Here is a 1,902-nt window from a genome sequence, read left to right on the forward strand (position 1 = left end):
CAATATTGCCCAGTCCATCATCCACGGTCGCTGTTACGGTGTATGCGCCTTCGGCTAGTACACTGGGTGCATCGACGCTCCATACGCCACCCGTTACCGTGGTCGTGACGGTGGTGATGTTATCAGCACTGTCGGTAAAACTTAAATTGATGGTTGTGCCATCAGCTGCATCACTTATCCCACGAATCTCTGGCGTGGTGTCATTGGTATCAACCAGCGTGTTAATACTAATACTCGGTGCATTCGTATCGAGTGTCGCACCTTCACTTAACGTGGTGGTGTTACCTGCGACATCACTCACACTGGCTTCAATCGTAAGCGGACCATCCGTTAATGCGTTCGGTACATCCGCTGACCAACTGCCATCAGCTTGCACTGTTGCGATGAACGGTTCAGTGTTATTGCTATCGCTCACGCTAATACTAATAACAGTCCCTGCTGGGGCGTTTGATGTCCCGCTAATTGTTGGCGTGCTATCGTTAGTGGCGCCTACGGTGTCTAACGTCAATGTTGGTGCTAAGGTATCAAGGGTGCCCGTTTGTGTGGCGCCGCCGGTGTTGCCTGCGTCATCGGTGATACTGGCTTGTATGGTGTAGCTGCCATCCGGTAATTCAGGGCTGGTTGCTTGCCAATTACCGCTTGCATCAACCGTGGCGGTAATTGGATGTTCATCACCATTACTGTCGGTGATAACAATGTTTACAACCGTGCCTGCGGGCTCCGTCGAGGTGCCGCTAACAGTCGGTGTGCTGTCGTTTCCTAAGCCCAATGCGTCAACGGTGACGATTGGTGTAACAGTATCAACATTGCCACTGCTATTTGCTGTGCTCTCATTGCCTGCAGCATCCGTTATGCTCGCAACAGCGGTGAAGTCGCCTTGGGCAAGCGCGTTTGATACTTCAATAGCCCAATGACCATCACTTTGTACAACGGTGGTAATCGTTTGCTCAGCGCCTTGGCTATCGGTGATAGTAAGTGTAACGGTGCCACCAATTTCATTACTGGTGCCTTGTAGCTCAGGGGTTAAGTCGCTAATGTCACCCACGGTTTGGAAGGTTAACGTGGGCGCTTGCGTGTCTATGGTAGTGGTATCACTGAGCGTCGTTTCGTTGCCGACGCTGTCGCGAACACTTACTTCAATAGTACTTTCACCTTCGCTTAACGGTTTCGCTGGTATGGCGCTCCAGTTTCCATTTGCATCCACTAAAGCGATGATGGTTTGCGGGTTGCCTGCGCTATCAGTAACCACAATAGTTACTTGTGCACCCTCACCTGCATCACTTGTCCCGCTTATAACCGGTGTGTTGCTGTCGCTTTGTGCATCAATGTTCACGGTCAGTATCGGTGGTGTACTATCAAAGTCATCTGAGCTAATCGTACGGGTGTTACCTGCGGCATCTATGGCTGTTGCGATCACTGAGCCAACATCAAGTAAAGATACATCTAACCCGACTAATGACCAATTACCATCCGTATCCGTTGTAGTGGTATATGTTGCACCAATACCACCGTTAACTAGTTGCTCAGTAATAGTAATTTCACTGCCTGCTGGTAAATCAGAAGTACCGCTTAAGGTAACTAATAAACCAAGCTCAAACGTTGGCGTAAAAGCAAGTGCTGGCGGTGTTACATCTACTTCACCATTGTCTGTGCCGGTGCCTGTATTGTCTGCAGCATCGGTGATGCTGGCGCTGACGCTGTAATTACCTGCAGCTAATGTACCTGTTGGTGTCACACTCCAGTTACCATTGGTGTCGGTTTGTACGTCGATGCTTTGTACTGTATTCGCTGCATCTGTAAATGTAACCGTAACGGTGCTGTTAGGTGCATCACTGGTGCCTGTAACTGTTGGCGTGCTGTCGTTGGTTAATAATGGCGCATTTACGGTAATGCTTGGCGCGG

At 49.8% G+C, this 1,902-nt stretch carries 1 protein-coding gene; it reads right to left on the reverse strand.

The genetic code is table 11. The features are described from left to right. Positions 1 to 1,902 (reverse strand): Ig-like domain-containing protein (locus tag GQR54_RS19395; protein WP_206017779.1); only part of this gene is annotated, 1,902 nt, incomplete at both ends.

It is taken from the genome of Pseudoalteromonas sp. Z9A4, assembly GCF_011378845.1.
Lineage (GTDB): Bacteria > Pseudomonadota > Gammaproteobacteria > Enterobacterales > Alteromonadaceae > Pseudoalteromonas > Pseudoalteromonas arctica.